Below are 17,500 nucleotides of genomic sequence, written 5' to 3'. Positions count from 1 at the left end.
TATGCCCTAGCCTTTTATGTTAGATCAATACAAGCAGCAACATCCTTATTTGCTGGCCCTTGACTCCATTATTTTCGGATTCGATGGTGAAAGCTTACAGGTATTATTAGTTAAACGTGGTGTAGAGGAGAAAACCTGGTCACTAATGGGGGGATGGTTACAACCTGATGAAGGCCTCGAACAAGCCGCAGCCCGCATTTTGTTTGAACTTACCGGGCTAACCAATGTATACCTCGAACAATTGTTTGCCTTTGGCGATCCACACCGCGACCCAATTGTCCGCACCATATCGGTAGCGTACTTCTCATTGGTTAAAGTCGCGGATTATGAGTCGAAAATTTCGGAGACATTTCAGGCCCACTGGTTTTCCATCTACAGCTTGCCCCCCTTATTGTTCGACCACGGTGACATGGTTGAGCTGGCTATAAGGCGGTTACGCTATAAAGCAGCACAGCACCCCATTGGCTTTGAACTGTTACCCGATAAATTTACGATTCCTCAATTGAAGAAACTGTACGACGCTATCTACAACACAGACTTCGATAAGCGCAACTTCAGCCGGAAAATTCTTTCGACGAATCTGTTGATCAAGCTCAATGAAAAACAGAAGGGCTTTTCGAAACGTGGGGCTTACTATTATCAGGTTGATATGGCTAAGTACCAACAGAATACGGACTCCTTCTTAAATTTTATTCCTTCCTGAGCAGGTTTGCAGTCCGAGCTTCCTGTATGTCTGGTTCCAGGTTTTTCGTAGAACCTATTACCAGATTTTTTTGTAAAAATTTTTATGTGTCGATTTGACATTTAAATTATTAGTGTAAAATTTACACGAATAAATCAATGGACAGAATCAGCCGCATTGAAGCAGCGGGTTTACTGGATGATTGCCTGATGATAGGCCGTTTTGATTTTGTCAACCCAACACAAAACCATAAAAAACTACTTACCAAATCATGTCGACGATCACGTTAGGCGATCAGGAGTATTTCAAAGGCATTGGTGCTATTGGCTACGAAGGCCCTAAATCCAAAAATCCGCTAGCCTTCAAATGGTACAACCCCGACTTAGTTATTGGCGGGAAAACCCTGCGCGAGCAGTTGCGCTTTGCCATCAGTTACTGGCATACATTCACTGGAGCAGGTGGTGATCCCTTCGGCCCGGGAACGCGTGTTTTCGCCTGGGATCAGGACAACGATGCCAATGTGCGGGCCCGACTGAAAATGGACGCAGCCTTCGAATTCATTACCAAAATCGATGCACCTTATTACTGTTTCCACGACATCGACCTGGTCGATGAGGGATCGTCGGCGAGTGAGTACGAAGGCCGGTTGCAGAAGATCGTTGAGTATGGCAAGCAGAAGCAGCAGGCAAGTGGAGTGAAGTTGCTGTGGGGTACGGCTAACGTATTCTCGAATCCACGATACATGAACGGAGCATCGACCAACCCAGATTTTTCTGTGCTGGCTTATGCCGGAACACAGGTAAAAAACGCCATTGATGCAACCATCGCGTTGGGCGGTGAAAACTACGTGTTCTGGGGTGGACGGGAGGGCTACATGTCGCTGTTGAACACCAACATGAAGCGGGAGGTCGAACACCTGGCGAAGTTCCTGACCATCGCCAGAGATTATGCCCGTAAGCAGGGGTTCAAAGGCACGTTCTTTATCGAACCAAAACCGATGGAACCTACTAAACATCAGTACGATTACGATGCGGCTACGGTCATTGGCTTCCTGCGTCAATACGGTCTGGACAAAGATTTTCAGTTGAATATTGAAGTCAACCACGCGACGCTGGCGGGTCATACATTCGATCATGAACTGCAGGTTGCGGCTGATGCGGGTATGCTGGGCAGTATCGACGCCAACCGGGGCGATTACCAGAACGGCTGGGATACAGATCAGTTCCCAATAAACCTCTACGAACTGGTGGAAGCCGCTTTAGTGATTCATCAGGCAGGGGGTATTAGACCCGGCGGGATTAATTTTGATGCAAAAGTGCGCCGGAACTCGACTGATCTGGAGGATTTGTTTGTCGCTCACATTAGCGGCATGGATGCCTTCGCCCGTTCATTCATCGTGGCCGATGCCATTTTACAAGATTCCGACTACCTCAAATTTCGTCAGGAACGATATGCATCCTTCGATAATGGTCAGGGAAAAGCGTTTGAAGACGGCACACTGACATTGGAAGACCTACGGAGCTACACACTCGAAAACGGCGAACCAAAACAACGTAGTGGCAAGCAGGAATGGCTCGAAAGCATCATCAATCAATATATCTAACCTGAAAAAGCCTGTCCTTGAACCATAAGGCTTGGTAGAAACCTAAACGCCAGTGATCCTTTAAGGGAAAGTGATTGAGGCTGCCCCTACATAAACGGTTGATACTTAGCGTTAAAGCCCTTTAACAGGTGGCCGTAAGACCCTTAGACTTTATCATAGGTTAGTAATTGGTAAAGCTCCACTGGAATCCAGTGGAGCTATTCTCAATACATATGCCGACTGTATTTTTGGATGGATTTAAAATGGATGTGTGTAGATAAATCGCCGGAGATATAGGAAGAAGACAAATAATTATCTCAAAGAGATAGTCTATTTATTGTACAATTTACTGTATATTTATATTTTTTCTTATTTTTAGCTTAGCTATATATTTCTAAACTTGATGACTCCGGAAGACCACGTGTTATGGCACTTATACCGTCAGGGCGATAAGCAGGCATTTGGTCAATTGGCTGAACGTTACTATCGCACGCTAAGGCACTATGGCCTAAAATTCATGGTCGGTGAAGTTGTCGTCGAAGACTGTATTCAGGAACTGTTTTTACAACTCTGGCAGAATCGCTTACAAATTAATGACACAGAGTCGGTTAGGCATTACTTATTAAAAGCGCTCAGGCATCATATCCTTCAGTACGTGCGGAGTCAGAAACGGCTGAACCATGAAGAAATGGATTGGGACAGTTCGATAGCGGAGGAAACGGACTCCGAAACATTATTGATTCAACAGGAATCTCTCACCTTACTCACCAACGCCATCCAGGCTCAGTTAGCCTCTTTGCCAGCGCGCGAACGGGAGGCTCTTTATTTACGCTTTTACGAAAGCTTATCCATACCGGAAATCGCCGAAGTGATGAATGTAAACCGGCAGTCAGTTTCCAATTTTCTACAGAAAGCGCTTAGCAAGCTTCGCAATCAGTGGCTTGTCCACACGTTTTTGACTATTTGCATTTTTTTTCAAAAAAATTTGCTTTAAGAAGGGTATCATCCGGGCGATTCTCCATACTATCAATGAAAATCGCAGAAAAGTACCAATGGACCGCCCTTCCGAGAATTTTTCTACCGTTGATGATTTTTTAGAAAACGACGCGTTTCGGACATGGGTTCGTGAAAGGCGGCCGGAAGACCAACTACACTGGCAACAATGGCTGGTTCAATATCCAGAAAAAAGGCCTCTCTATGAACAGGCCGTTGCTACTTTACTGGTTGTTCAGGGAAAACAGGCTGAGCTCCCAGACCAACGTAGTAAAGAAAATACAAAAAAAATCCTGGATCAGCTTACCCCACCGATTACCGTCGTAAAGCCTTTAGTTAGCTGGCACTGGGGGCGATGGGTTGCTGCAGCATCGGTCATTAGCCTACTAATCTGGTGGCAGGCGAACAACCTGATATCCAGAAATATAGCAGGATTTAACAAAAAAGTGGAGCAGCCCATACAGAAGACCGACTGGAAGATTGTGAGAAACGGAACGGGGCAGCCTTTAGTCGTATTGTTGCCGGATAATTCCTCCGTATTGCTATCATCGGGAAGCCAGTTACGTTTTCATAAACAAAACACCCATACGCTTCGGGAGGTGTATCTCCAGGGAGAAGGTTTTTTTGAGGTAAGTAAAAATCCGGCTAAACCGTTTCTTGTTTACACCGCCAATCTGACCACTAAAGTGCTGGGTACCAGTTTTCAGGTACGTTCCTTTGATAAGGAAACGGCAGCTTACGTAAAAGTGAAGACGGGTAGCGTATCAGTTACCCCAGTTGATTCACCCGGAAAAACAGTCTTGCTGACAAAAAACGAACAGCTCAGTCTTGAAACCAAAACGGATAAGATTAGTAAACGCACCATCATTCCATCCAAAGACAATTCGTCGGTTATTGTTAATCAACAATTTAGATTCGAATTCACGCCCGTATCAGACGTATTTACTCAATTGGAATCCAGCTATCATATGCCGATTCGCTATGATAAACAACTGCTTAGCAGGTGCACTTTTACAGGGCAGCTCAACGATGTTCCTTTTCTGGAGAAAATCCGGCTTATCTGTCTAACCACGGAGTCTACTTTCGAAGTGGCTGACAACCAGGTGATCATTCGCAGTCACGGGTGTAATTAATTGTCTCCTAACCTTTAACACAACGGCTACCTATGGTCTAAAAACTATCTCTTTTTCAACAGAAAAGCGATAGTGCTACCAACACTATCGCTCGAATGTCTACAAATGTGTCAGACACACACATTGTCTCTTTTTGGAGAGACGAGACATGATTTTTGCCATTTTTTCCTAAAACCAACAAAAACGCATAAATGTATGCAATACCGTTTCATCAATCGCAATGTTTGGATCAGGATTATGAGAATTTCAAGCCTGCAACTCTTACTTGCCCTCACGTTAACCAATATTGGCTTTGCCCTCGATGGTAAGGCCCAGGAACTGCTCAATCGACGCGTCAGTATCTCAGCCCAAAATGAGGATGTTGAGGTGACAATCCGACGAATTGAAAAACAGGCTAACGTTCAATTTCTGTTCAGCCGGGAAATCATTCAGTCAAAACGAAAGATTAATTACCAGGCCAAGAATGAACAACTTTCGCAGGTGCTGGATCATATTCTGCCACCACTTAATTTGAGTTATGAAGTTGTAGGCCAGCAAATTGTCATTAAAAGAGACCTGGTTCCGGCAACGCAGCTTCAGCAGAATGCGTCCAGCGACATCAATACGGAAGCTGTCGTGGATAAACAAATAACTGGCCGGGTCACAGGAGAAAACGGGGAGGGTTTGCCAGGGGTGAATATCCAGATCAAGAATACGTCACGTGGTACTACGTCGGATGGGAACGGGAATTACAAACTCAGCATACCAGACGAAGCGGGGACGGTGCTCGTTTTCTCGTTCATTGGCTATACTACCCAGGAGATGACCGTAGGTGCCCGTTCTGTACTTAACACCACACTGGTTGCTGATAATAAAACCCTTAACGAGGTGGTCGTAGTTGGGTATGGAACGCAGCGAAAAACATCGTTAACCGGCGCCATTGCTTCCGTCTCCGACAAAGAGATCAGCGCATTGCCGGTGTCTAACATATCCCAATCCCTCCAGGGCAGAGCCGCCGGGGTAACGGTAACGAATAACGGAGCGCCGGGCGAAGCGCCCATTATTCGTATTCGGGGCGTTGGTACGATCAATAATGCGAATCCATTATACGTAGTGGATGGCGTACCGGTTGGTGACGGGTCAAATGTTGACCCGAAAGACGTTCAGTCGATTGAGGTATTAAAAGACGCCAGTGCAGCCGCTATTTATGGGTCCCGCGCTGCGAATGGCGTTATTCTTATTACGACCAAACGATCGAACTCCAAGAAATTAAGTGTTACGCTTGATTCCTACGTTGGGGTTCAGAGTGCCTGGCGCAAGCTTTCTCTCTTGAATCGGGATCAATACATCGCTTACGGAACGGAGCTATTAAACAATGGCGATATCTATAACGGCAAACCGGCAGGGACCAGCTTGCCTGTCCGCTGGCAAACCGGCCTGGATCAGCCCATTTATGCTGGAGCTACCCAAACCTTTCGGCAAACCGAGACCGACTGGCAAAAAGAGATGTTCAGAAATGCGGCTATTCAGCAGCACAGGTTAGAACTTTCGGGGGGGAATGAGGTATCTAAATTTTATCTCTCTGGTGGCTTCTTCAGCCAGGATGGAATTATGATCGGTACGAACTACAAGCGGGGAAATATCAGACTTAATTCGGACCACAAACTGGGGAAGCGGGTAACGCTGGGCCAAACACTTTATCTAGCCTACGACAAGCGTCGCATCGAACAGAACGGCGGCTCAATTGGCACCCAGATACGAAATATTATCAATACAATACCGTATCTGCCCGTTTACAACCCCAATAACCTGGGTGGATTTGAAGGGGCAAAAAACGTAGATGGTACTGACCCATCTAATCCCGTCCGGAATGTGCTGCTGAACAGCAATACGCTGGAATCAAACACAGTTTTTAGCACGCTTTACGTTGAAGTTGAGCCGATTACGGGGTTGAAGTATCGCTTTCAGGCTGGCATCAACATATACAATTCGATTGGACGTACCGTTAACCCAAGTTTTGATAGTGGACCGGGTGGATTTGCTTCGCAAAGTTACGCCAGTATTACGCAGGACCGAGGACAGTCTATCGCGCCGATCTTCACCAATCAGTTAACCTATAATAAGGTCATCGGCAAACACACGATCAATGCAACGGCGGTGGCTGAGCAACAAACCTCGGTCTACTCAAATATCAATGTAGGGGGCAACAATACCATTACCAACGCGATTATTGAGCCGACCAACTTGACCAGCCCCCGAATTGGTGCCGGACGGTCTGAATCAGCCATACTCTCCTATGTTGGCCGCCTTAACTACGAATTTTCGGGTAAATACCTGCTCGGTTTATCCTTCCGTCGCGATGGCTCGTCGAAGTATGCCCCCGGCAGAAAATGGGGTAATTTCCCCGCGGCTTCGGCAGGCTGGCGCATCAGTGAAGAAAAATTCATGAAAAACATCCCGGCTATTTCTGAGCTGAAATTGCGGGGAAGCTATGGATTGGTGGGTAATAATAATATCGGCGACTATGGCTATCAGGCAACCTTATCGAGCGATCCCTACTACGAGTTCGACAAGACGACCTCGGTTGAGACCCAGGGCTATACGATTCGAAAACTGGCCAACAGAGATCTGAAGTGGGAAAGCGTGGCAATGACCAATATTGGTCTGGATGCCACCCTGCTGAACGGGAAGGTCTCATTCTCTTTTGATTATTTTAACAACCTGACGCGTGACATGGTCCTCAACCGGCCTATCCCGCCATCGATGGGCTACGATGAGGCTCCGCTGTCGAACGTGGGTTCCGTTCGAAACCGGGGCATTGAAATACAGGCAGGTTACCAGTCAAACAAAGGAGCCTTAACCTGGCAGTTAAGTGGTAATGTCAGCGCGGTTCGCAACAAAGTTATTTCGCTGGGCGACGAGGGTAACACCATTTTCGGGGGCGACTGGTACGGTGATAATATCACCAAAACGGAGGTGGGCCAGCCCATTGGTTATTTCTATGGTTACCAGACCAATGGGATCTTCCAGAACCAGGGCGAGGTAGATGCCTGGAAAGCGAAATATACCGACGTAGTAGCGGATAAAAACTCACCCCAGCCCGGTGATATTCGATTTGCCGATGTCAACGGGGACGGTAAGGTTGACCCAAGCGACAAAGTGAAGATTGGTCAGTTCTTCCCCAAGCTTACGTATGGACTGAATTTCGCGGCTAAATGGAAAGGACTGGACCTTACCTTATTTGTTCAGGGTGTAGAGGGCAACCAGATTTATAGCACCGTGAAATACAATCTGGAGGGGATGACCCGCCTGTTCAACGCGGGTACCGCCGTACTGAATCGCTGGGTGAAAGATGGGCAGGCTACAGACGTACCACGGGCGGTGGCTGGTGATCCAAACCATAACGCGCGGGCTTCTAATCGCTTCGTGGAAAATGGCTCCTACCTACGGGTGAAGAATTTAACCGTGGGTTATGCGCTGCCAACAAACTGGCTTACACCACTCGGGGCTTCGTTTATATCCAGAGCCCGGGTCTATGTGTCCACAACTAACCTACTGACTTTCACCGGCTACAAAAGTGGCTACGATCCGGAAATTGGTTCGTTCGGGGGTTCTTCACTGACCAACGGTATTGATTATGGCCAGTACCCACAGGCAAGAACAATCATGGCTGGACTTCAAATAGGATTCTAGCCCATAGAAACTCAATTAATGGTTTTCAGCCAATTCTCGAAAACGACATGAAAAAATACGTTTTAAGATTTCTAGTGACTAGCACGATTACGTTCGCTTTCTCCTGCAATACCGATATTCTGGAAAAAGTGAACCCCACCCAGTTATCTACGGAAACCTACTTTAAGACAGGAGCCGAGCTGGTTACGGGCGTTAATGCGGTTTACGCTGGCTGGCAGGGGTTGAACCTGTACGGCCGGGAATACTTCTTTATTCACGATCTGCGGAGCGACGATATGCAGCCAGGCGGGTCGCAACTCGAAATTCAGCGGGCGCAGTTGATCAATGGCACTCAGGACGCTTCTAACCAGGTGGCCAATGATGTCTGGCAAGGCCTTTACCGGGTAATCCATCGGGCCAATGTGGTGATCAGGTTTGCCCCGGATGTTAAACAGAGCATCACAGACGAGTTACGGAACCGGGTTCTGGGCGAAGCCAAATTCCATAGAGCCTGGGCATACTACGAGTTGGCTTCACTCTGGGGTGGTGTTCCTCTGTACAAAACCTATGCTACTTCACCTGATGAAAGCCAGCCAAGAGCCACCGAAGATCAGGTGTATGAACTTATCATCAGCGATTTAAAAGAAGCGATTGCCGGTTTGCCGCTGAAGTCAACGTATGCAGATTCTGATGTCGGCCGGGTGTCGAAGGGGGCGGCTCAGTCTATGCTGGCCCGGGTATATATGCAGCGGGGAGATTATGCGTCGGCTAAAGAGCAACTGGCCGCCGTGATCGCATCAAATCAATACAAATTGGTAGATGCCTACATCGACAATTTTAGGGAGGAGAACGAGTTCAACGCCGAGTCCGTCTGGGAAATAGCCTTTACGGAAGCCTTTGGCGGGTTAAACTGGAGCGGTGATGGTAATGGAATAAACGGGGAAGTGACCATTCGAGGACAGGAATATGGCCCTAATGCCTGGCGGAATTTAATACCGTCTAATGGACTCCTGGCTGAATTTGAAACCCAGAAAGCGGGCGATGCCAAAGATGACCCACGCTACCAGGATTCATTTTATCAGGTTGGTGAACCGTTCAATAATGGCAAGGACGTAGTAAAAGATGTGCAGGGAGCCGATCCTAAAATTAGCTGGAAGAAATACCAGAAAATTTATAAAGCCTCGTCGGAGAACTCACAATCGGGCATAAATTTCCGGGTTATCCGGTATGCCGAAGTGCTACTGATGATGGCTGAATGTGAAAATGAAGTCGGCTCGCCAGCGACGGCCGTATCCTATCTCAATCAGGTCCGCGACCGGAAGAGTGTGAGTTTACCCCATTATCCAACCGCTAAATTTCCGGCGTCGACCAAGGCGCAGGTTTTTGACGCTGTCGTACACGAAAAACGGGTTGAACTGGGCGGGGAACAGGTGCGTAACCTGGATATTCTGCGCTGGCGGAAACAGAATAAGCTGGCCAGAGAGCCACTTACTTATTTCCAAAAAGGGAAAACGGAATTGCTGCCCATTCCGCAAAACGAGATTAATAATAACTCAAAAATTGACCAGAAGGACCAGAATCCCGGCTATTAGTAGCTGTCAGATCGTATAACCTCTGACAGATCAGAGGTTATACGATCTTTTATACGTAACGTCTTTGTTTATATCAGGTTTGCCATGCGGGTAGCGCGTTCATTACTTTCTGTTCTTACGATTGTCCATCTGGTATGCGCCTGCCAGTTTGGTAAAAAACCCGTATTTACGCTGGTAAACTCCGATGAATCGCACATTACGTTCACGAATAAAATTACCGAAACGGACAGCTTCAATGTCCTGAGTTTCGAATACATCTATAATGGAGGGGGCGTTGGTATTGGTGACGTTAATAACGACGGGCTACAGGATATTTTCTTCACGGGCAATATGGTTTCCTCAAGGCTATTTCTCAACAAAGGAAATCTGACCTTTCAGGACATCACGATACCGGCTAATGTAAGTACTACGTCCTGGTGCACGGGGGTATCCATGGTCGATGTCAATCAGGATGGCTGGCTCGATATCTATATCTCAACTGTCCACCCCGATAAAAATAAATCAGCCCCAAACCTGCTCTACATTAATCAGGGATTGAACGCAGCGGGCATCCCTACCTTTAGCGAAGAGGCCCAAACCGTAGGGCTAGCCGATACGAGTTATTCAACCCAGGCCGCTTTTTTTGATTATGACCTGGATGGTGACCTGGATATGTATCTGGTTACCAACGCACTGGAAGATTACAGCCGGAATGTAGCTGTTGGTCAGAAGAGCGATGGCACCGGCCGCAGTGTCGACAAATTATTTCGCAATGAGGGCTTGCAGCCCAACGCGCTACCTCGCTTTACGGATGTTTCCCGGCAGGCTGGCATAACGTCCGAAGGGTGGGGACTGGGCGTTGTGACAAACGATATCAACCGGGACGGCTACCCTGATCTGTACATCACCAACGATTTTCTGTCGAACGATCTGATGTACATCAACAATCGCGATGGTACGTTCACCAACAAAATTGCTTCGTCTCTCAAACATCAGGAACAAAATGGAATGGGTGTCGATATGGCTGATCTGAACAACGATGGCCTGAACGACATTGTCGCCGTTGATATGCTGCCCGATGATAATCTGAGGCAGAAGTCGATGTTTTCCGACATCAATTATGACCAGTTCCAGACCGCCCTCAATAGAAACTACCAACCCCAGTACGTTCGAAATGTGCTCCAGCTTAACAATGGTGCCCAGGATAAGGAATTGCCAACCTTTAGCGATGTTGGGCAGTTAGCGGGCATTGAAGCGACCGACTGGAGCTGGAGCCCACTTCTGGCGGATTTCGACAACGACGGTAATCGTGACATTTTAATAACGAATGGCTACCCAAAGGACGTAACCAACCTTGACTTTGGTATCTACACAAAGGATGCGTCGATGTTCGGAACGAAGAAGGCTCAATTACGCAGTGTGGTCGAAGCAATTAATCAGTTGACTGCTGTCGACAAGCCTGATTTTCTGTTCCAGAACAAAGGCAACCTTGTTTTCACCAACGTAGCCACGGAATGGGGGCTTACCCAACACGCCATCAGCAATGGAGCGGCCTATGCCGATCTGGATAATGATGGAGATCTGGATTTAGTGATGAACTCCATTAACAGTGAAGCCCTTCTTTACGAAAATCATGTTCAGGACGCTGGAGACAAAACGACGGCGAATTACCTTCGATTAAAGCTCGTCGGTCAGAAAGGAAATCCAGCGGGACTGGGGGCGAAAATAACCATCTGGTCCAACGGACAGCAACAGTATGCCGAACAGGCTATACAGCGGGGCTATAAATCGACCGTTGAGTCATTGGTTCACTTCGGGTTAGGTAAACAGGCTGATATTGATTCCCTGATGATAACCTGGCCGAGCCAGAAAGTTGAAAAGCTGAAAAGGGTGAAAGCCAATCAGACCTTCACGCTGTATGAACAGCAGGCTCGACCTGAAACGTCTCAGGAGTCCGTGCAGCAACCTGCCTTTTTTAGTGAGGTGGCAACGAGTGTGATGCCGCCTTACAAACAGACTGAGCTTGACTTTGTCGACTTTAAATGGACCAGTTTACTTCCCAGAAAATACTCTCAGTCGGGACCTGGCATTGCCGTTGGCGACCTGAACGGCGATGGACTTGACGATTTTATCCTGGGTGGTTCAGCGGGCAACTCGGCTACCCTATTTTATCAGCGACCGGATCAGACCTTCTCCGTCGATCGTTTACCGGCCAAGCAGGCGGAAGACACGGGCATGCTCGTATTCGATGCCGACAACGATGGTGATCAGGATCTATATTGTGTAAGTGGGAGCAGTGAGTTTGGCACTGATGAAAAAGCCTACCAAAGCCGATTCTATCGAAATACGGGAAAGGGAGTTTTTCAACTGGATACGGGGGCGTTGCCGGTCGTCTCGGCCAGTGGTAGCTGCGTAGTAGCTAATGATTTTGATCGAGATGGGGATCTGGATTTATTTATCGGCGGTCGGCTTATTCCCGGTTCCTATCCAATGGCACCCGCCAGTTATTTACTAAAGAATGATGGGAAAGGCCATTTTGACGACGTTACGGATCAGGTAGCCCCAACGCTTCGGCGAGCGGGCATGATTACAAGTGCTCTGTGGAGCGATTACGACAACGATGGATGGGTAGATCTGATGGTAGTTGGGGAGTTTATGCCGATTACCTTCTATAAAAACAACCGGGGCAAAAGGCTGGGCAACGAGTCTATTGTCTTGAATAATTCCGTTGGCTGGTGGAACTCGGTGGTGGGCGGAGATTTTGATAACGATGGCGATATTGACTACGTAGCGGGGAATTTAGGGCTTAACACTCGGTTCAAAGCATCACCCGATCAGCCCGTTTGCCTGTATGCCAAAGATTTTGATGGCAACGGCCGTATCGACCCCGTGCTGTGCCGATTTATTCAGGGAAAAGAATATCCTACTCACCCTAGGGAAACCTTTAGCACGCAACTGGTGAGTATGCGTCGGCGATTCCTGCATTATAGCGATTACGGAAACGCTACGTTTGCCGATATTTTTACGCCTGACCAACTTAACGACGCCTTGATTTTCAAGGCTACCAACATGGCCTCATCCTATATCGAGAATAACGGACAGGGGCGATTTACGGTAAAGCCATTGCCTGTTGAAGCCCAATTCTCTCCCTTACTGGGCATGCTGGTAACCGATATTAATGGGGATGGGAATCTTGATTTGGTGGGCGTCGGCAATGAATACGGCACAGAGCCTCTGACGGGGTGGTATGACGCGGGAACAGGTACCTGTCTGCTGGGAAATGGAGCCGGGAAGTTTGCGCCTGTAAAAGCGGGACAACGTGGTTTTCGAGTTGATAAGGATGCTAAAGCTATGGCTGAATTAAGGCTCGCCAGCGGGCAACCTTTGTATGTCGTTACGCAGAATAAGGATAGCCTGCGCCTGTTCACGAAGCTTGACAAGCATTTAGGTTCGTTGATCAAACCACGTAGTACGGATGCCTTTGCCATAACTACGCGACCTGACGGGAAAAAGCGAAAGACGGAATTTTACTGGGGCAGTGGCTACCTCTCTCAATCGTCCCGAACGATGGTGCTCACTGGCGATAGAAAGAATAGCGCGATCACAAACGTTCAGGGCCGTCGTCGATCGCTTTAACCGGTATGCCTAGCCGTCTAAATCCCGCGTGTACAGGCAGGCGCTATTTAAAATGATGGGCAGAATTATTGACGAAACGCTAAAGGCCATTCAATCGGCTTAAGCCAACGTAACGATACCAACGATGAAAAAACCGTTGCTTTACGAACGGCCGAGGAAAACGGGCAACGTGTATACATTGGTAGTGTAATAGTTTTTTTGTCATCCTGACGCAGGAAGGATCTTTGGTAGATGCTAAAAAAACGCTTATCCCAAAGATCCTTCCTGCGTCAGGATGACAAAAAAGGGGTACAACAAAAGAGTGAAAATATAACGTCTCATGAAAAAATACATTATCACTGCCGTCTTGATGGCGTTGCTTTGCAGGCTGGGAACCAACACGTTCGCCCAGACGACCACTTTAGTCAACCCCATTTTGACCGGCTTCTACCCCGACCCAAGCATTGTGAAAGTGGGGCCGGATTACTACCTGGTCAATTCGACATTTTCCTATTTTCCGGGCATCCCGGTCATGCACAGCCAGGATCTGAAAAACTGGAAGCAAATCGGAAATGTCATCGATCGTCCTGAACAACTGGACTTTATGGGCGAACGACTGACCCGCGGACTCTTCGCCCCCGCCATCAGTTATTCCAAAGGGACGTATTACGTGACCTGCACCGACATCGACCACGACGGCAACTTTGTTGTTACGGCCAAAAATCCCGCCGGGCCGTGGAGCAATCCCGTTAAACTTCCGCAGGTCAAAGGCATCGACCCATCCATCTATTTTGATGAAGAGACTGGCAAAGCATACATCATCTACAACAGCGATGCTCCCGACCGTAAACCCTTGTATTCGGGGCACCGCACCATTCGAATGTATGAGTTTGATCCGGTGAAACTGACGGTTACTGGCGAAGAAAAACAACTTGTTAACGGGGGTGTCGATCTGTCTAAAAAGCCCGTTTGGATTGAAGGACCGCACATTATGAGACGTAATGGCTGGTACTATCTCTACGCGGCCGAGGGTGGCACGTCGGTCAACCATTCGGAAGTCATACTACGTAGTAAAGACGTTTGGGGACCGTATATTCCGTTTGCCGGTAATCCGATCCTGACGCAACGGGAGCTGCCCGCCGATCGAAAAGACGCCATTACGTCGGCGGGGCATGCGCAGTTTGTGGATGGGCCGGATGGTAAGATGTATTGCATTTTCCTGGCGGTAAGGCCCTACGAAGGCGATTATTACAACACCGGTCGTGAAACATTTATCGCTCCTGTAACCTGGAAAGACGAATGGCCCATGATCGAACATGGTGAGAAGGCCATTGCTTATAGCTATACAACCAATATTAAAGAAGTTAAACAAAAAGGAGCGTTGCCGCAATCGGGTAATTTCGGTTATACACTGACTTTCGATAAGGAGCTTGACCCTGCACTATTGTTCATGCGTACCCACGATAAAAATTCGTATTCACTATTGAAGAAGGATGGGCTAACCCTGAAACTGAAGCCCGAAACGATCATGGAAATGGGCAATCCTTCTTTTATCGGGAAACGTCAGCAACACCTGTACAGCACGGCAGAAACCGAACTAAGGTTTACGCCAAAATCGGACAAAGAGAAAGCGGGGCTGGTGATTTTACAGGACGAGGGCCATTTTTACTGGCTGTGTAAATCGAAGGCGCAAGATAAAGATGTGCTGCAACTCTACCAAAGCAAGCCACGATCGAAAGAGATGGAATTATTGACCGAAATACCGCTGGATGCGAAATCAGAAAAAGTCGGTCTGCGTATTACGTCCCAGGGAGATACCTACAGTTTTTATGCATCAACGGATGCTAAAAACTGGAAACTATTAAAAGACAAGGTAGACGGCAAATTCTTGAGTACAAAAGTATCGGGCGGCTTCATTGGTTGTCTGTACGGCATGTACGCTACGTCGTCGGGGGAGCAAACAACCAATTCGGCTTCGTTCCAATTTCTTAAATACCAGGGTGAAGACCCGATGTTTAAAAAGTAAATACTGTACCTAAGATGTAAGAAAACGCCTTGGTTTCATCAAATCAGGCTTGCAGAAAAATACACCATTTTGTTTAATGTACTAAAGATGAGGACCAAATTCAATTGTGTCAAACTTACACTAGTAACGCTACGTGTTTTATTGATCGGGCTTGCTGTATCGGTTCATGGATATGCGCAATCTAATTTTACCAGCAAAGTCATTGGCGTTGGGGTTGTTGTCGCCGACCTCGAACGTTCTCTGGACTTCTACGTAAACTGTATTGGCATGGTCAAAACCGGCAACTTCACCATCAATGAAGATTTTGGCAAACGCTCCGGGTTGACAAATGGCACAGCGACTGATGTAACTATTCTCAAGCTCGAAAATAGCCCTGAAGCCACGGACTGGAAGCTGATGAGTTTCGGCAAAAAAGCAGCGCATCCAAAGCCTAGATTCATACAGGATGATACGGGCATGCAGTATATCACCATCAACGTGAAGGCGTTACAGCCTATTATCGACCGATTGACCCAGATGAAAGTTCCTCTTCTGGGCAGCACACCGACAGCCCTGAACGCGAAAGCTCACTTTGTTTTTGTGCAGGACCCCGACGGAAATTTTATTGAGCTGATCGGCCCGCTCCAATAGCAAAGACAGTCCCTTATCTCCATGAAAAACAGGATATGCCGATTCGGTCTGCTGGCAATTGGGTTACTGCTCAGGCACGTAGCTGTTGTGGGACAAACGGCTCAGAATCCCATCATTTTTGCTGATGTGCCGGATATGGCTATGATTCGGGTGGGCAACACCTATTATATGAGCAGCACCACTATGCACCTAAGTCCGGGATTGCCGATTATGAAATCGACAGACCTGGTCAACTGGCATATGGTTGGCTATGCATATGACACGCTGGCAAATGTAGACGCCCTGAATCTGACCAACGGCCAAAGCACGTACGGCCGGGGTTCCTGGGCCAGCAGCCTGCGTTATCACAACGGCCTTTACTACGTTACTACGTTTGCTCAGACGACAGGAAAAACATACATCTATATCACAAAAGACATCGAAAAAGGGCCCTGGAAAGAAGTCTCGTTCAAACCGGCTTATCACGACCACAGCCTGTTTTTTGATGATGACGGCCGAACGTACCTAATTTATGGCGCAGGAAAACTCCGGCTGGTCGAACTCACCGCTGATGCCTCCGGCGTGAAGCCGGGTACTACCGAACGGATCCTGATCGAAAATGCCAGTACGCCCTCGGGAACAGGTGGCGGCTTACCTGCCGAAGGGTCGCAGCTTTTCAAGGTCAACGGTAAATACTACCTGTTCAATATCACCTGGCCCAAAGGGGGTATGAGAACGGTGGTCATTCATCGGGCCGATAAACTCACCGGTCCCTGGGAAGGTAAAGTGGCCTTGCAGGATTTGGGCGTCGCGCAGGGTGGGCTGATCGACACACCCGATGGCCGTTGGTTTGCCTATTTATTCCGTGATTTCGGCGGTGTGGGCCGTATTCCGTATCTGGTGCCGGTGACCTGGGAAGATGGCTGGCCGGTACTGGGCGAAACCGGCAAAGTGCCCCAAACGCTCAACCTGCCCGCCAACAAAAGCCTGATTCCCGGTATCGTAAACTCCGACGACTTTACTCGCAAAAAAGGAGAACCTGCCCTACCCCTGGTCTGGCAATGGAACCACAACCCCGACAATAAACTCTGGTCAGTTACGGAACGAAAAGGCTATCTACGCCTGAAAACCGGACGTACCGATACGTCTTTTGTGCTGGCCCGAAATACCCTAACCCAACGTACCATCGGTCCTGAATGCTCGGGCTCGACAGCACTGAACGTATCGAATCTGAAAGAGGGCGACTTTGCCGGGTTGAGCCTCCTGCAAAAGAACTACGGATTGGTTGGCGTGAAGGTCGAAAACGGAAGCCGGTCTATAGTCATGGTTAGTGCTGGATCAGGGAAGCCAGTGGAAGTGCAACGCGTTCCGATGAACCAGAAAACGGTCTACCTGAAAGCAGAATGTGATTTTCGCGACCGTACAGACACCGCTCATTTCTTTTACAGCCTCGACGGCAAGTCGTGGACCGCTATTGGCGAACCGCTCAAAATGCCATACACGATCCCGCATTTTATGGGTTATCGGTTCGGATTGTTCAATTACGCTACCCAGCAAACGGGCGGTTTTGCTGACTTTGATTATTTCCGGATTGACAATAAACTAGCTAGAAAGCGATGATACATCAGGTGGGATAGC

At 48.1% G+C, this 17,500-nt stretch carries 10 protein-coding genes; all 10 read left to right on the top strand.

Translation table 11 applies throughout. The features are described 5' to 3' along the window. Positions 1 to 16 precede the first annotated feature (16 nt). The 10 genes from ACYVEA_RS25770 (at position 17) to ACYVEA_RS25725 (ending at position 17,482) form a co-directional block, all read left to right on the top strand. Positions 17 to 703: an NUDIX hydrolase gene (locus tag ACYVEA_RS25770; RefSeq protein ID WP_461116306.1), complete on the top strand. Its 687-nt coding sequence runs from the start codon at positions 17 to 19 to the stop codon at positions 701 to 703. Between the two features lie 250 nt (positions 704 to 953). Next, on the top strand, positions 954 to 2,285 hold the full coding sequence (gene xylA / locus ACYVEA_RS25765) for a xylose isomerase (RefSeq protein WP_461116305.1): 1,332 nt from the start codon (positions 954 to 956) through the stop codon (positions 2,283 to 2,285). 382 nt (positions 2,286 to 2,667) lie between these two features. Then, positions 2,668 to 3,258, top strand: coding sequence for an RNA polymerase sigma factor (locus ACYVEA_RS25760; protein WP_461116304.1), 591 nt, complete (start codon positions 2,668 to 2,670; stop codon positions 3,256 to 3,258). 58 nt (positions 3,259 to 3,316) lie between these two features. Beyond that, positions 3,317 to 4,390 carry a FecR family protein gene (locus tag ACYVEA_RS25755; protein WP_461116303.1) on the top strand — a complete coding sequence of 358 codons (1,074 nt, stop codon included), beginning with the start codon at positions 3,317 to 3,319 and terminating at the stop codon, positions 4,388 to 4,390. A gap of 237 nt (positions 4,391 to 4,627) precedes the next feature. Then, on the top strand, positions 4,628 to 8,062 hold the full coding sequence (locus ACYVEA_RS25750; protein ID WP_461116302.1) for a TonB-dependent receptor: 3,435 nt from the start codon (positions 4,628 to 4,630) through the stop codon (positions 8,060 to 8,062). A 47-nt stretch (positions 8,063 to 8,109) separates the two neighbouring features. After that, positions 8,110 to 9,633, top strand: a complete 1,524-nt coding sequence (locus ACYVEA_RS25745; protein ID WP_461116301.1) for a RagB/SusD family nutrient uptake outer membrane protein — start codon at positions 8,110 to 8,112, stop codon at positions 9,631 to 9,633. A gap of 84 nt (positions 9,634 to 9,717) precedes the next feature. Continuing rightward, complete coding sequence (locus ACYVEA_RS25740) at positions 9,718 to 13,248, top strand: VCBS repeat-containing protein (RefSeq protein WP_461116300.1); 3,531 nt, start codon at positions 9,718 to 9,720, stop codon at positions 13,246 to 13,248. Between the two features lie 319 nt (positions 13,249 to 13,567). Further along, the gene (locus tag ACYVEA_RS25735; RefSeq protein ID WP_461116299.1) at positions 13,568 to 15,253 is read left to right on the top strand and encodes a glycoside hydrolase family 43 protein; all 1,686 of its coding nucleotides are present in this window, start codon (positions 13,568 to 13,570) and stop codon (positions 15,251 to 15,253) included. Positions 15,254 to 15,340: 87 nt separating this feature from the next. Continuing rightward, positions 15,341 to 15,883: a VOC family protein gene (locus ACYVEA_RS25730; protein WP_461116298.1), complete on the top strand. Its 543-nt coding sequence runs from the start codon at positions 15,341 to 15,343 to the stop codon at positions 15,881 to 15,883. Between the two features lie 21 nt (positions 15,884 to 15,904). After that, the gene (locus tag ACYVEA_RS25725; protein ID WP_461116297.1) at positions 15,905 to 17,482 is read left to right on the top strand and encodes a glycoside hydrolase family 43 protein; all 1,578 of its coding nucleotides are present in this window, start codon (positions 15,905 to 15,907) and stop codon (positions 17,480 to 17,482) included. Positions 17,483 to 17,500: the final 18 nt, after the last annotated feature.

The sequence above is a fragment of the Spirosoma jeollabukense genome (genome assembly GCF_054777855.1).
Note: the sequence above shows the minus strand (reverse complement) of the source record. Positions and strands in the feature narration are given on the sequence as shown.